A 14,336-nucleotide genomic window follows, 5' to 3' on the forward strand; every position below is an offset into this window, starting at 1 on the left:
CGGTCCGGACCGGCCGGCGGGGTTTGTCGCGGTGCGGGTGAGGACGGCTATCGTGGAGCCGGACAACTACACAAGGAGGTCGCACCCCGATGAGCACCCCCCACCAGGACGCCACCCGGGACCGCATCGAGGCGGAGCTGGTCGACCCCTTGCGAGCGATGGGCCTCGACGTCGAGGCCGTCGAGGTGACCCCCGCGGGCAAGCGCCGCGTCCTGCGGGTCGCGGTCGACAAGGACGGCGGAGTGACCCTGGACGACGTCGCCGACGCGACCCGAGAGGTGTCGCGCGTGCTCGACGAGTCCGACGTGATGGGCGAGATGCCCTACACGCTGGAGGTCACCTCCCGGGGCGTCGACCGCCCGCTGACCCTGCCGCGCCACTGGCGGCGCAACGAGGACCGGCTGGTCAAGGCCACCCTCGCCGACGGCTCGAGCCTGACCGGGCGGGTGCTGTCGTCGTCGGAGGAGGCGGTGACCCTCGACGTGTCGGGGAAGCGCCGCGAGGTCGCCTACGCCGACGTCACCAAGGCGCTCGTTCAGATCGAGTTCAACCGCAAGACCGACGAGAAGGACGACTGATGGACATCGACCTGAGCATCCTGCGCATGCTGGAGCGGGAGAAGGAGATCTCCTTCGAGGTGCTGGCCGAGGCCATCGAGCAGGCGCTGCTCACCGCCTACCAGCGCGCGACCGAGTCGCAGCGCCCGGCCCGCGTGGAGCTGGACCGCAAGACCGGGCACGTCACCGTGTGGGCCCGGGAGATCGACGAGGACGGCACGGCCGGCCCGGAGTACGACGACACCCCGCAGGGCTTCGGCCGCATCGCCGCCACGACCGCCAAGCAGGTCATGCTCCAGCGGCTGCGCGACGCCGAGGACGAGATCAAGTTCGGCGAGTTCGCCGGCAAGGAGGGCGACATCGTCTCCGGGATCATCCAGCAGGGCCGCAACCCCGACGACGTGATGGTCGACCTCGGCAAGATCGAGGCGATCCTGCCGATCAGCGAGCGGGTCCCGGGCGAGAAGTACGTGCACGGCGAGCGCATCAAGTGCCTGGTCACCTCGGTGCGCAAGGGCATGCGCGGGCCGCAGATCACGCTGTCGCGCTCCCACCCGACGCTCGTCAAGAAGCTCTTCGCCCTCGAGGTGCCCGAGATCGCCGACGGCACCGTCGAGGTCGCGGCGATCGCCCGCGAGGCCGGCCACCGCACCAAGATCGCCGTGCACTCGACCGTCCCGGGCGTCAACGCCAAGGGCGCCTGCATCGGCCCGATGGGCCAGCGCGTGCGCAACGTGATGAGCGAGCTGCACGGCGAGAAGATCGACATCGTCGACTGGGCCGAGGACCCGGCGGAGCTCGTCGCCCACGCCCTGTCGCCGGCCCGGGTCAACTCGGTGGAGATCGTCGACCTCGCCGCCCGCTCGTGCCGGGTGGTCGTGCCCGACTTCCAGCTCTCGCTGGCGATCGGCAAGGAGGGCCAGAACGCCCGCCTCGCGGCCCGGCTCACCGGCTGGCGCATCGACATCCGCAGCGACGAGGCTCCCGAGCCCAGTTCGTAAACCACTGGCTCCACCGGCTAGAGTGGGGGGCAGTGGCCACCACGTCTGACACCCCTGCCCCCGGACCCGTCCGGACCTGCGTGGGTTGCCGGGCCAAGGCCGCTGCGAGCGAGCTGCTGCGGATGGTCGCAGGCTCGGACGCCGAGGGCCGGCCGGCCCTGGTGCCCGATCCGGACCGCCGGGCACCCGGGCGAGGGGCGCACATCCACCCCACGCAGGAGTGTTGGGAGCTCGCCGTGCGACGCCGAGCACCATCCCGGGCCCTTCGCTCGGGCGAGCACCTCAGCGGCGCGCCGGTGCAGGAACACCTCACCGCGCACCAGTCCGAATCACAGCAGCACCGACCAGAAACTGGAGCACGCAGCTCATGAGCACTCGATGAGTAACTCGCGATGAGTTTGCACACCCACTAGCTGTTCCGTTTCCCCTCTCCTTCTGGGGTCACGGACCAGAAGGAGCAGAAACAACCGTGGCAAAGACCCGAGTCCACGAACTCGCCAAGGAGTTCGGAGTCGAGAGCAAGTTCGTTCTCGAGAAGCTCAAGGAGATGGGGGAGTTCGTCAAGTCGGCATCGTCGACTGTCGAGCCGCCCGTCGAGATGCGCTTCAAGAAGCAGTACGGCGACGAGCTGAAGGCCGCTGCGGCCTCCGCGCCCGCCGACACCGCCGCGCCGGCCGACAAGCCGGCTGCCAAGAAGGCCGCGCCCAAGCCCGGCCCCAAGCCCGCTCCCGCCCCGGCGGCCACCGAGGCTCCGGCCGAGGCGCCCGCCGAGCCGGTCGCCCCCACCCAGCCCGCCGAGCCGGCCGCACCCGCGGCCGCTGAGCCGGTCGCACCCGCGGTCGCCGAGCCGGCATCCCCGTCCGCCCGTCCCGGCCCGAGGCCCGGCCCGAAGGCACCCGCCGCCGAGCCCACGCCTCCGCCGGCCGAGCCCGAGGCACCCGCCGCCCCGGCGGCGAAGTCGCCGAGCCCGGCGCCTCGCCCCGTCGGCAGGCCCGGCGCCCCGCGTCCGGGCAACAACCCGTTCGCCCCGAGCCAGGGCATGGGCCAGCGCCCCGCCCCGCGCACCGGTGGCGACGACAACCGCCCGCCGCGTCCGCCGGCCGGCGGCGAGGGACGCCCCGGCATGCCGCGTCCCAACCCGGCGATGATGCCCAAGTCCCCGGCCGCCTTCGGCAACGGCCCCGGTGGCCGTCCCGCCCGTGGTGGACCCGGTGGCGGTCCCGGCCGTCCGGGTGCTCCCGGTCGCACCGGTGCTCCGGGTCGTCCCGGCGCCGGCGCCCCCGGTGGCGCTCCCGGTCGTCCCGGTGGCTTCGGCCCCTCCGGCGGCGGTCGTCCGGGCGGCGGTCGTCCCGGCCAGCGCGGCCAGACGCAGGGCGCGTTCGGTCGTCCCGGCGGTCCCTCGCGCCGTGGTCGCAAGTCGAAGCGGGCGCGTCGTCAGGAGTTCGAGGCCATGGAGGCCCCGACGATCGGCGGCGTGCGCGTCCGCAAGGGCAACGGCGAGACCGTTCGCCTGCCGCGCGGTGCCTCGCTCACCGACTTCGCCGAGAAGATCAACGTCGACGCGGCCGCCCTGGTCCAGATGCTGTTCTCGCTCGGCGAGATGGTGACCTCGACCCAGTCGGTCGGCGACGAGACGTTCGAGCTGCTCGCAGACGAGCTCAACTACGTCGTCCAGATCGTGTCCCCGGAGGACGAGGACCGCGAGCTGCTCGAGACGTTCGACCTCGAGTTCGGCGCCGACGAGGGCGACGAGGGCGACCTGGTCGTCCGTCCGCCGGTCGTGACCGTCATGGGTCACGTCGACCACGGAAAGACCAAGCTCCTCGACGCGCTGCGTGACGCCAACGTGGTCGACAAGGAGGCCGGTGGCATCACCCAGCACATCGGTGCCTACCAGGTCCACACCGAGGTCGACGGCCAGGACCGTCGCATCACCCTGATCGACACCCCCGGTCACGAGGCGTTCACCGCCATGCGTGCCCGTGGTGCCCAGGCCACCGACATCGCGATCCTCGTGGTCGCGGCCGACGACGGCGTCATGCCGCAGACGGTCGAGGCGCTCAACCACGCCAAGGCCGCCGGTGTCCCGATCGTGGTCGCGGTCAACAAGATCGACAAGCCGGAGGCCGACTCGACCAAGGTCCGCGGCCAGCTCACCGAGTACGGCCTGATCCCCGAGGAGTACGGCGGCGACGCGATGTTCGTCGACGTCTCGGCCAAGGCCGGCACCAACCTCGACAAGCTGCTCGAGGCCGTCGTCCTCACCGCCGACGCCTCGCTCGACCTGCGGGCCAACCCCGACCAGGACGCGCAGGGCCTCGTCGTCGAGGCGCACCTCGACCGCGGTCGCGGTCCGGTCGCCACGGTGCTGGTGCAGCGAGGCACGCTGCGAGTCGGCGACTCGATCGTCGCCGGTCCGGCCCACGGCCGTGTCCGGGCGATGCTCGACGAGCACGGCAACGAGCTCACCGAGGCCGACCCGTCGCGTCCGGCGATGGTGCTGGGCCTCTCCGCGGTGCCGGGAGCGGGCCAGAACTTCATCGTGGTCGAGGACGACCGCATGGCCCGCCAGATCGCCGAGAAGCGCGAGGCGCGCGAGCGTGCGGCCATGCAGGCCAAGCGTCGTGTGCGTCGCAGCCTCGAGGACTTCATGGCCTCCATGGAGAAGGGCGAGAGCCAGGAGCTCAACCTCATCCTCAAGGGCGACGTGTCCGGCTCGGTCGAGGCACTCGAGGACGCGCTGTCGCAGATCGACGTGGGCGACGAGGTCTCCCTGCGCGTGATCGACCGCGGTGTCGGTGCGATCACCGAGACCAACGTCGACCTCGCCGCCGCCTCCGACGCCATCATCATCGGCTTCAACGTCCGCCCGCAGGGCAAGGCGAGCCAGATGGCCGACAAGGAAGGTGTCGAGATCCGCTACTACTCGGTCATCTACCAGGCGATCGAGGAGATCGAGGCGGCGCTCAAGGGCATGCTCAAGCCCGTCTACGAGGAGTCGACCCTCGGACAGGCGGAGATCCGCGAGATCTTCCGCTCGTCCAAGGCCGGCAACATCGCGGGCTGCATGGTCACCTCCGGTGTCATCCGCCGCAACGCCAAGGTGCGCGTCCTGCGCGACGGGGCGGTCGTGGCCGACAACCTCGACCTGTCCTCACTGCGCCGCGAGAAGGACGACGCGTCCGAGGTCCGTGAGGGCTTCGAGTGCGGTCTGGTGCTCCGCAACTTCCAGGACATCAAGATCGGCGATGTCGTCGAGGCCTTCGAGATGCGCGAGATCCCGCGCAGCTGATCACCTGAGGAGTTCCGGTTTCCCCGCCTAGGCGGGGAAACCGGGACTTCTCGTGGTTTGTACGCCCCCATAAGTCTGGGTTTCCCCGCCTGACCGGGGAAACCAGAGGACGCGGCATTTGAGAGAGTGAGCCCATGACCAACCCCCGCGTGCGCAAGATCGCCGACCGCATCCAGGTGATCGTCGCCGAGATGCTCGAGCGCCGGATCAAGGACCCCCGGCTCGGCTTCGTCACCGTCACCGACGTCCGCGTGACCGGAGACTCCCAGCAGGCCTCGATCTTCTACACGGTGCTCGGCACCGAGGACGAGCTGGCGAGCACGGCCGCCGCCCTGGAGTCGGCCAAGGGCGTGATCCGCTCCGAGGTCGCCAAGCAGCTCGGCATGCGCATCGTGCCGTCGCTGACCTTCATCCCCGACGCCCTGCCCGAGAGCGCCCGCGCCCTCGACGAGGTGCTCGAGCGCGCCCGCAAGCTCGACGAGGAGGTCGCCGCCCGCCGGGTGGAGGCCTACGCCGGCGAGCCCGACCCCTACAAGAAGCCGCGGGCGGCCGAGGACGACGACGCGGCCGAGGACGAGGCCGAGGGTGAGGCCGACGAGGCCGTCGACCCCCTCGACCGCGACGACGAGGACGACCGCGCCTGATGGTCGACCCCGGCCTGGTCGTCGTCGACAAGGCCCCGGGCATGACCTCCCACGACGTGGTGGCCCGGGTCCGCCGGCTCGCCGGCACCCGCAAGGTCGGGCACGCCGGCACGCTCGACCCGATGGCCACCGGCGTGCTGGTGCTCGGCGTCGACCGCGCCACCCGGCTGCTCGGCCACCTGATGCTCACCGAGAAGTCCTACGACGCCACGGTGCGCCTCGGCGTCTCCACGACCACCGACGACGCGGAGGGCGAGGTGACGGGCTCGCGCGCGGCGTCCCACCTCGACCCGGGCCGGGTCGAGGCCGAGCTCGCCGCCATGGTCGGCGAGATCATGCAGGTGCCGACCGCGGTGTCTGCGATCAAGGTCGACGGCAAGCGGGCCTACGCCCGCGTGCGCGACGGCGAGCAGGTCGAGCTGAAGGCGCGACCGGTCACCATCCACTCGCTCGAGGTCCACGACCAGCGCCTCGTCGGGGAGTGCCTCGACGTCGACATCTCGGTGCGCTGCTCCTCGGGCACCTACATCCGCGCGATCGCCCGTGACGCGGGCGAGGCGCTCGGGGTGGGCGGGCACCTGACCGCGCTGCGGCGTACGGCCGTGGGCCCCTTCGACCTGTCCGTGGCCCGCACCCTCGATCAGCTCGGCGAGGACTTCTCCCTCGTGCCGATCGCCGACGCGGCCCGGGCCACCTTCTCGTCGGTCGACCTCGACGACGGGCAGGCCGCCGACGTACGCGTGGGCCGGGGTCTCGACCTCGAGCTGCCCGGCGACGGGCCGCACGCGGTGTTCGCGCCCGGGGGACAGTTCCTCGCGCTCTACGAGCAGCGCGGGGAGCGGGCCCGGCCGGTCGCGGTCTTCGTCTAGCCCCACGGGCGGGGGAGTCGCTCGCGGACAGGTGCCCCGCCGATAGGCTGCCCGGGTGCAGATCTGGCGAGACGTCGACGACGTGCCGGCCGACCTCGGCCGCACCGTGGTGAGCATCGGCAACTTCGACGGCGTGCACCTCGGGCACGCCCACGTGCTGCGCGAGGCGCGCACGACCGCTGAGGGGCTGGGCATCGACACCGTGGTGGCGGTGACGTTCGACCCGCACCCGATGGCGGTGCTCCGGCCCGATCACGCCCCGCCCACGCTCACCTCCATCGAGACCCGCGCGCGGCTGCTGGAGGACGCGGGCGTGGACGCGATCCTGGTGATCCCCTTCGACCGCGGCGTCGCGTCGTGGTCGCCGGAGGAGTTCATCGACCGGATCCTCGTCGACACGCTGCACGCCGGCGCTGTCGTGGTGGGCTCCAACTTCCGCTTCGGGGCGAAGGCGGCCGGCGAGGTCGCCACGCTCGTCGAGGCCGGCGGCAGCCGTGGCTTCGAGACGGTCGGGGTGCCGCTCGACGGCGGCCCGCAGGTCTGGAGCTCGACCTACGTCCGCCAGTGCCTGGCCACCGGCGACGTCGCCGGTGCCGCCGAGGCGCTGGGACGCCCGTTCACGGTGCGCGGTGTCGTCGTGGAGGGGGACAAGCGCGGGCGCGAGCTCGGCTACCCCACGGCCAACGTCCCGGTGCCGCCCATCGACGCCGCGCCGGCCGACGGGATCTATGCCGGCTGGCTCACCCGCCTCGACACCGGCGAGCGCTACCCCGCCGCGATCTCGGTGGGCACCAACCCGACCTTCGACGGCGAGCGCGCGCGCCGCGTGGAGTCCTACGTCCTCGACCGCGACGACCTCGAGCTCTACGGCGTCGAGGTGGAGGTGGCGTTCGTCGACCGGCTGCGCGGCATGGTGAAGTTCGAGGGCGTCGATGCGCTCGTGAAGACCATGCACGACGACGTGCGCCGCGCGCGGGACCTGCTGGCGTGACCCACGACCGCACGGCGGTCGAGGCGTGGTTCCTGGCCCACGGCCTGCCCTACTTCGTCGCTGAGGAGCGCGCCGCCGCACGCTCCGGCCTGCAGCCGCGGCGCCTGGTGTCGCTGGCCGTGGTGGTGCTGGTCCTCGCGGCGGTCGCGGGCCTGCTCGCGTGGGCGTCCGACGACTACGCGGCCGGGCCCGCGCTCTGGCTGTCGATCACCTTGATCGCCCTGCTCTGGTACGCCTCGACCGCCCTGCGTGCGCGGCCGATCCTCGCCTTCGCGCTGTCGCGGACGCTCGGCAGCGTGCGCTTCCTCGTGCCCATGGCCTCGCGCGCCCTCCCGCTGCTGCTCGTCTTCGTGACGTTCCTCTTCGTCAACGCCGAGGCGTGGCAGATGACCACCAACCTGCCGTTCGGCCTGCTGTGGTTCACCGTGCTGCTGATGTTCGGCCTGGCCGTGCTCTTCCTGCTCGTGCGGCTGCCCGAGGAGGTCGACCGGGTCGACGACGAGGTCGACGACGACTTTGTGGTGCGGGCATGTGCCGGCACTCCGCTCGAGCAGGCGAGCCGCGAGGTCGCGGCGGACCCGGGCATCGATCCCCGCGAGCACGCCCAGGTCTCCGGCTTCGAGCGGTGGAACCTGATCCTCGTGCTGTTGGTCATCCAGGCGGTGCAGGTGCTGTTGCTCTCGGTGACCGTCTTCGTGTTCTTCATGCTGTTCGGGTCGCTGGTGATGCAGGTCGAGACCCAGCTCGCCTGGACCGGCGCGGACACGGTCGGCGAGGTGCCGTTCCTGTCCAGCGTGTCGCTCTCGCTGGTGAAGGTCTCGTTGTTCCTCGCCTCGTTCAGCGGCTTCTACTTCACGGTGTCCGCGGTCACCGACGACACCTACCGGCGCGACTTCTTCCGGGTGGTCGAGAGCCAGCTCGAGCGTGCCGTCGGGATGCGGACGGTCTACCTGGCGGTGCGCGAGCGCCGCTGACGCGGCGCCCGCACCGGCTCAGGCGTCGAGGTCCTGCTCGACCAGCGCCGCGATGGCGTCGACCGCGGACTGGTCGTCGCCGGCGACCTCGACCGTGTCGCCGTTGCCGGCGCCCAGGGTCATGATCATCAGCGAGGAGCTGGCGTCGACGCCGTTGATGGTCACGTCCGAGCCGAGCTCGGCCGCCTTCTCGGCGATGATCGCGGCGGGACGGGCGTGGAGGCCGACGGCGGATCCGACGACGACGGACTTGGTGGGCATGGTTCTCCTCGAGGGTCGGGCTGGGGCTGGTGCCTGGCTGCGGTCGTGCGGGGGTGCGGTGCGGTGCGGGACGGGTCGCTATCAGACAGTAGCGACGTCCGCGTCGCGGCGGCCCATGCTCTTGAGCAGGATGACGAGCACGGCTCCGACGACGACACCGGCGGCCAGGGAGACGAGGTAGCCCACGACGCCGTCGACGGCGAACAGGACGAAGATCCCGCCGTGCGGAGCCCGCACGCCGACGTCCATCGCCATGGAGAGGCCTCCGGTCACGGCGCTGCCGGCCATCATCGCCGGGATGACGCGCAGCGGGTCGGCGGCCGCGAACGGGATCGCGCCCTCGGTGATGAACGAGGCGCCCAGGAGCCAGCCGGCCTTGCCGTTCTCGCGCTCCGGGGCCGAGAACAGGCCGGGCCGGACGACGGTCGCCAGGGCGAGGGCGATCGGGGGGACCATGCCGGCCAGCATGACCGCGGCCATGATGCGCAGCTCGGGGGCGTCGGTGGTCAGCGCTGCACCGCCCACGCCCGCGGCGGCGAAGCTGTAGGCGACCTTGTTGAGCGGGCCGCCCATGTCGAAGGCCATCATCAGGCCCAGGATGACACCGAGGGCGACCGCGCTGCCGCCGCTCATCGAGCTGAGCCCGTCCTCGAGCTGTCCCATCAACCAGGAGATCGGTCGCCCGAAGACCACGAGCATCAAGAAGCCCGCCACGATGCTGGTGACCAGGGGGATGACGAGCACGGGCATCAGTCCGCGCGCCCAGGCGGGCACCTTGCGGCCGGCGATCCAGTGGGCGATCAGGCCGGCGAGGACACCGCCGACGATCGCGCCGAGGAAGCCCGTCGCGGGGTACTCCGAGTCACCGCTCACGCGGATCACGTTGGAGGCCAGGCCGCCCATCACGAAGCCCGGGGCGATGCCCGGCCTGTCGGCGATGGCGTAGGCGATGTAGCCGGCGAGGGCGGGGATGAAGAAGGCGAAGGCGGTCTGCCCGATGATCAGCAGGAGTGCCCCGAGGTAGGCGAAGAAGTCGGAGCCGAGCAGCGCGTGGTCGAGCCCGATCTCCGAGGCGTCGGGCAGATCGGTGAAGGAGTTGCCGAGCAGGATCGCCTGGGCGTGGTCGACGATCTCGTAGCCGCCGAAGAGGAAGCCGAGGGCGATCATCAGGCCACCCGCGGCGACGAACGGGATCATGTAGCTGACGCCCGTCATCAGGACCCGGCGGGTGCGACCGCCCCAGGTCTCCTGACCGGCGTTGCCGGTGCCCTCCGAGGAGCCACCCGCCTCGCCCTCGACCCTCGGCGCCGACGACGGGTCGGCGGCGTATCGGAGCGCCTCGGCGATCATGGCGTCGGCGTCGTCGATCGGACGCTTCACGCCCGAGCTCACCATCGGCTTGCCCGCGAAGCGGGAACGGTCGCGCACGCCCACGTCGACGGCGAAGATCACCGCGCCGGCCTTGGCGATGGTGTCGGGGGCGAGGGGGGTCGAGCCGGCCGAGCCCTGCGTCTCGACGTGGATCGCGACCCCCGCGCGCTCTGCGGCCGCCTCGAGCGCCTCTGCCGCCATGTAGGTGTGGGCGATGCCGGTCGGGCAGGCCGTGACCGCGACGAGGGAGGTCGTCCCGGCCGGGGCCGTGGCAGCCGTCGCGGCGGGGTCGGTGCTCCCTCCACCGTCGGACGGGGTGCTGGAGCTCGCCTGCGCGGGGTCGGTGGTCTCGCCGCCGCCCGGCGTGGCCGCCCCCGAGGGTGCACCGGACGCCGGTGCGGCGGTCTTCGCCGCCGGTGCGGGCTCGCCCAGCTCGTGGGCGACCAGGTCGACGACCTCCTCCGCGCTCTCGGCGGAGCGGAGCGCGTCGGTGAAGGCGGGCTTGACCAGCGCCCGGGCGAGCTTGGTGAGGATGGTGAGGTGGTCGGCGTCGCCGCCCGCGGGGGCGGCGATCAGGAAGGCGAGGTCGGCCGGACCGTCCTTGGCACCGAAGTCGACCGGCGGCTCGAGGCGGGCGAAGGCCAGCGTCGGCTCCTCGACCCCGGTCGTGCGACAGTGCGGGATGGCGATGCCGCCCGGCAGGCCCGTCGACGAGGTGTCCTCGCGCGCGAACGCGTCCGTGACGAGCTGGTCCTTGTCGGTGGCCCGGCCGGCGTCGTCGACGACGTCGGCGAGGGCGCGGATCACGTCGTGCTTGTCGGAGCCCCATCCGGCGCCGAGCCGGACGAGGTCGGTGGTGATGAGCGAGGTCATGGGGTGCCTCCGAGGGCGGTCACGGCGACCAGCTCCGTGCGGAGCTGCGACGGCAGGGGAATGGTCGTGCCGGGTAGACCCGCGGCGGCGCTGCCGTAGGCCACGGCCAGTGCCAGGCGCTCGGGGGCAGGCATCCCCCGCACGTCGCCGAGCACGTAGCCGAAGAGGCTGGAGTCGCCGGCACCGACGGTGCTGACGACAGTGGTGGGCGGAGGCGCGGCATGCCACGCGCCCTCGGGCGTGACCAGCACGGCACCGTGGCCCCCGAGGGTGGCCAGCACGGCGCCGACGCCACGCTCGACCAGCTGGCGGGCGGCGGCCGCGGCGGCGCGGGGGTCGGCCTCGAGCTCGTCGGGGTCGCCACCGGTGAACGACGCCAGCTCGTCGCCGTTGGGCTTCATCAGGTCGGGTGCGGCGTCGGGCAGGGCGTCGACCAGCGCCAGCAGGGGCGCGTCGCTGGTGTCGACGGCCACCCGGCCGCCGACCTCGCGCAGGCGTCGTACGAGATCGGCGTAGAAGTCGGCCGGGGCCCCCGCGGGCAGCGACCCGGCCAGCACCGTCCAGTCGGCGGTGCCCCCTCGGACCAGCACGGCCTGGGCCATCAGCTCGCAGTGGAGCGGGAGCACGGCGGCGCCGGGGGAGTTGAGCTTGGTCGTGGTGCCGTCGGGCTCGGTGATGGTGAGGTTGACCCGCACGTCGCCGGCGGGCGGGACGGGTCGGCAGTCGATGCCGGCGCCGAGCAGCTCGAGGACGAACGGGTCGTCCTTGCTCGCGGGGACGACGGCGATGCTCGGGACGTCGGCGCTGACGGCGGCCCGGGAGATGTTGACCCCCTTGCCGCCCGCCTGGGAGGTCACCGAGGCGACCCGGTGCACCTGCCCGCGGGTCAGCTCGCCGTCGAGGGCGACCGTGCGGTCGATGCTCGGGTTGGGCGTCAGGGTCAGGATCACGCGACCACCAGCTCGATCCCGGCGGACTCGAGCGCGCGCCGGTCGGCGGGCTCGATGTCGCTGTCGGTGACGAGCGCGTCGATGCTGTCGAGGGTCGCGAAGCGGACCGCCGTCTCGACCCCGAGCTTGGTGGAGTCGGCCAGGACGACGGTCTTGCGCGCGCAGGCGATCATCGCGCGCTTGGTCGCGGCCTCGTCGCTGTCGGGCGTGGTGAGGCCGTGGCCGACGGCGAGACCGTTGGTGGCGACGAACGCGACGTCGGCGCGCAGCTCGGCCAGGGCCGCGACGGTCTCGGCGCCGACGGCCGCGTGGGTCGTGGGCCGCACCTTGCCCGGCAGGAGGTGGAGCTCGATCTGCGGCAGGCCGGCGAGACGGGTGGCGACGGGCACGGCGTGGGTGATGACGGTGAGCCGGTGGTCGCGGGGGAGCGCGGCCGCGAAGCGTGCGGTCGTGCTGCCCGCGTCGATGACCACGACCGAGTCGGGCGGCGGGAGGAGGGCCACCGCGGCGCTGGCGATCGCCTCCTTGGCCTGCGTGTTGGCCTGGTCGCGCTCGCCGATGCCCGACTCGATCACCGTGAGCGATCCCGCCGGCACCGCGCCGCCGTGGACGCGCCGCACCAGGCCCATCCGGTCGAGGGTGGACAGGTCGCGGCGCACCGTCTCGGTGGTGACCGCGTACTCCTGGGCCAGCTGGACGACCGAGAGCCGGCCGCGCCGGCTGATCAGGTGGGCCATCGCCTGCTGCCGCTCTTCCGCGTACATTCGGTCCACCCCTTCCCGAGACATCTGTGTATATGTTGTTTTAGTCCCGAATGTGTTGCTTGTCAACCACCTCGTGATCTACGGTGTGTTCATGACCACATCGGCCGAGTCGTCCGAGACCATCCTCCGCGGCACTCCGGTCGTCCCGGGGGTCGCCGCCGGTCCGGTGCTGCACGTGCGCGGCGAGGTCTCGCCCGACGCGATCGAGCGCTTCGGCGACGGTGGCTTCGCCGATCCCGACGCGGCGCTCGCGGCGTACGACGACGCAGTGCGCGCCGTCGCGAGGACGTTCACCGACAAGGCCGACTCCGCGCAGGGCGCCGCGGCCGAGGTGCTGACCGCCAGCGCGGCGCTGGCCCGCGACAAGGGGCTGCGCTCGGGCGTGGCGAAGAACCTCGAGTCGGGGCAGGGCCTGGTGACGGCCGTGCAGGGAGCCGTCGAGCAGTTCGTCACGATCTTCACCAACATGGGCGGCCTGATGGCCGAGCGGGTGGCCGACCTGCGCGACATCGAGCGCCGCGTCGTCGCCGACCTCGTCGGCGAGCCGGCGCCGGGCGTGCCGACGCCGAGCGAGCCGTCCGTGCTGGTCGCCGAGGACCTCGCGCCGAGCGACACCTCCGGTCTCGACCCCGACCTGGTCACCGCGCTCGTCACCGAGCGGGGCGGCGCCACGAGCCACACCGCGATCATCGCCCGCCAGCTCGGCATCCCGTGCGTGGTGGGCGCGGCGGGCGTCATGGAGGTGGCCGAGGGCGCCTTCGTCGTCGTCGACGGCGAGGCCGGCACGATCGAGCAGGGCGCCGACCCCGATGCGGCCCGCGCCCGCGTCGAGGAGAGCCGCCGCCTGCGCGAGGAGCTCGCCGGGTGGAGCGGGCCCGCCGCGACCTCCGACGGCCTGCCGGTCAGGCTCCTCGCCAACGTCGCCGACGGGTCCTCGGCCGAGTCGGCCAGCGGGGAGCCCGTCCAGGGCGTCGGGCTGTTCCGCACCGAGCTGTGCTTCCTCAACCGCAAGGAGGAGCCCAGCGTGGAGGAGCAGGCCGAGATCTACGCCGAGGTGCTCGCGCCCTACGCCGACGGGCGCTACGTCGTCGTCCGCACCCTCGACGCCGGGTCGGACAAGCCGATCGCGTTCGCCACCCGGGCGGGCGAGGAGAACCCCGCGCTCGGCGTGCGCGGCCTGCGGCTGAGCTATGACAACCCCGGCCTGATGGAGCGCCAGCTCGACGCCATCGCGCTCGCCGCCGAGCGCACCGGCACCGACACCCGGGTGATGGCGCCGATGGTCGCGACCGTCGCGGAGGCCGCCGACTTCGCCGCGAAGGTCCACGACCGCGGGCTCAAGGCGGGGGTGATGGTGGAGATCCCGAGCGCTGCGCTGCTCGCCCACCGGATGCTGCAGGTCGTCGACTTCCTCTCGATCGGCACCAACGACCTCACCCAGTACGCCATGGCGGCGGACCGGATGGCCACCGACCTGGCCCACCTCACCGACCCCTGGCAGCCCGCCGTGCTCCAGCTGATCGCGATCACCGCGCATGCCGGCACCGAGGCCAGCAAGCCCGTCGGCGTGTGCGGCGAGGCCGCCGCCGACCCCCTCCTCGCGACCGCGCTGATCGGGATGGGGATCTCCTCGCTCTCGATGGCGGCCCGCGCCGTCCGCCCGGTCGGCGCCCAGCTGGGCAAGGTCAGCCTCGACACCTGCGAGGCGGCCGCCGAGGCCGCACTCGGGGCGCCCGACCCGATGGCCGGCCGCGCCGCCGTACGCGAGCTGCTCGGGCACTGATCGCGC

13 protein-coding genes are annotated in these 14,336 nt (G+C 72.6%); 9 read left to right on the forward strand and 4 right to left on the reverse strand.

Going from position 1 to position 14,336, the window contains the following annotated elements; all coding sequences use genetic code 11:
• Positions 1-89: 89 nt before the first annotated feature.
• The 8 genes from rimP (at position 90) to AC4H2S_RS08545 (ending at position 8,328) form a co-directional block, all read left to right on the forward strand.
• Positions 90-578 (forward strand): ribosome maturation factor RimP, encoded by a 489-nt coding sequence (gene rimP / locus AC4H2S_RS08510; protein WP_491496522.1) that lies wholly within the window; start codon positions 90-92, stop codon positions 576-578.
• Positions 578-1,558, forward strand: coding sequence for a transcription termination factor NusA (nusA, locus tag AC4H2S_RS08515; RefSeq protein WP_491496523.1), 981 nt, complete (start codon positions 578-580; stop codon positions 1,556-1,558). The genes rimP and nusA overlap by 1 nt, the downstream gene beginning before the upstream one ends.
• A gap of 80 nt (positions 1,559-1,638) precedes the next feature.
• The gene (locus AC4H2S_RS08520; RefSeq protein WP_491496757.1) at positions 1,639-1,929 is read left to right on the forward strand and encodes a YlxR family protein; all 291 of its coding nucleotides are present in this window, start codon (positions 1,639-1,641) and stop codon (positions 1,927-1,929) included.
• A gap of 98 nt (positions 1,930-2,027) precedes the next feature.
• Positions 2,028-4,850: a translation initiation factor IF-2 gene (gene infB, locus AC4H2S_RS08525; protein WP_491496524.1), complete on the forward strand. Its 2,823-nt coding sequence runs from the start codon at positions 2,028-2,030 to the stop codon at positions 4,848-4,850.
• A gap of 134 nt (positions 4,851-4,984) precedes the next feature.
• Complete coding sequence (gene rbfA, locus AC4H2S_RS08530; protein ID WP_491496525.1) at positions 4,985-5,494, forward strand: 30S ribosome-binding factor RbfA; 510 nt, start codon at positions 4,985-4,987, stop codon at positions 5,492-5,494.
• Complete coding sequence (truB, locus tag AC4H2S_RS08535; RefSeq protein WP_491496526.1) at positions 5,494-6,363, forward strand: tRNA pseudouridine(55) synthase TruB; 870 nt, start codon at positions 5,494-5,496, stop codon at positions 6,361-6,363. Before rbfA ends, truB begins: the two co-directional genes overlap by 1 nt.
• 55 nt (positions 6,364-6,418) lie before the next feature.
• Entirely contained in the window at positions 6,419-7,354 is a 936-nt protein-coding gene (locus AC4H2S_RS08540) for a bifunctional riboflavin kinase/FAD synthetase (RefSeq protein ID WP_491496527.1), read from the forward strand.
• Positions 7,351-8,328 (forward strand): hypothetical protein, encoded by a 978-nt coding sequence (locus tag AC4H2S_RS08545; protein ID WP_491496528.1) that lies wholly within the window; start codon positions 7,351-7,353, stop codon positions 8,326-8,328. The genes AC4H2S_RS08540 and AC4H2S_RS08545 overlap by 4 nt, the downstream gene beginning before the upstream one ends.
• Before the next feature lie 18 nt (positions 8,329-8,346).
• Here AC4H2S_RS08545 and AC4H2S_RS08550 read toward each other — a convergent pair whose 3' ends face one another.
• The 4 genes from AC4H2S_RS08550 to AC4H2S_RS08565 all read right to left on the reverse strand — a co-directional run bounded on the left by AC4H2S_RS08550 (position 8,347) and on the right by AC4H2S_RS08565 (position 12,547).
• A complete protein-coding gene (locus AC4H2S_RS08550) occupies positions 8,347-8,589 on the reverse strand; it encodes an HPr family phosphocarrier protein (protein WP_491496529.1) in 243 nt (80 codons plus the stop codon).
• 81 nt (positions 8,590-8,670) lie between these two features.
• Complete coding sequence (locus AC4H2S_RS08555; RefSeq protein ID WP_491496530.1) at positions 8,671-10,833, reverse strand: PTS fructose transporter subunit IIABC; 2,163 nt, start codon at positions 10,831-10,833, stop codon at positions 8,671-8,673.
• On the reverse strand, positions 10,830-11,783 hold the full coding sequence (locus AC4H2S_RS08560) for a 1-phosphofructokinase family hexose kinase (protein ID WP_491496531.1): 954 nt from the start codon (positions 11,781-11,783) through the stop codon (positions 10,830-10,832). Before AC4H2S_RS08560 ends, AC4H2S_RS08555 begins: the two co-directional genes overlap by 4 nt.
• On the reverse strand, positions 11,780-12,547 hold the full coding sequence (locus AC4H2S_RS08565) for a DeoR/GlpR family DNA-binding transcription regulator (protein WP_491496532.1): 768 nt from the start codon (positions 12,545-12,547) through the stop codon (positions 11,780-11,782). Before AC4H2S_RS08565 ends, AC4H2S_RS08560 begins: the two co-directional genes overlap by 4 nt.
• Before the next feature lie 91 nt (positions 12,548-12,638).
• On the opposite strand from AC4H2S_RS08565, the gene ptsP reads away from it, so the two are divergent.
• Positions 12,639-14,330, forward strand: a complete 1,692-nt coding sequence (ptsP, locus tag AC4H2S_RS08570) for a phosphoenolpyruvate--protein phosphotransferase (RefSeq protein ID WP_491496533.1) — start codon at positions 12,639-12,641, stop codon at positions 14,328-14,330.
• Positions 14,331-14,336 lie beyond the last annotated feature (6 nt).

The organism is Nocardioides sp. Z13_37 (assembly GCF_058355585.1).